Genomic DNA, 252 nt, shown 5'->3' with positions numbered 1-252 from the left:
GGCGTAAAGGGTGCGCAGGCGGCGCGGAAAGTCAGATGTGAAATCCGGAGGCTCAACCTCCGAATAGCATCCGATACTTCCGCGCTAGAGAGTTGTAGGGGAGCTTGGAATTCTCGGTGTAGCAGTGAAATGCGTGGATATCGAGAAGAACACTCGCGGCGAAGGCGAAGCTCTGGGCAACATCTGACGCTCATGCACGAGGGCTAGGGGAGCAAACGGGATTAGATACCCTAGTAGTCCTGTCTCTTATAC

At 54.8% G+C, this 252-nt stretch carries 1 rRNA gene; it reads left to right on the top strand.

The window, feature by feature from the left end:
* Positions 1-252, top strand: a 16S ribosomal RNA gene (locus ACTHSL_RS13930); the annotation flags it as partial.

The organism is Neisseria sp. P0008.S010, from assembly GCF_051962715.1.
GTDB lineage: Bacteria > Pseudomonadota > Gammaproteobacteria > Burkholderiales > Neisseriaceae > Neisseria > Neisseria elongata.
Note: the sequence above shows the minus strand (reverse complement) of the source record. Positions and strands in the feature narration are given on the sequence as shown.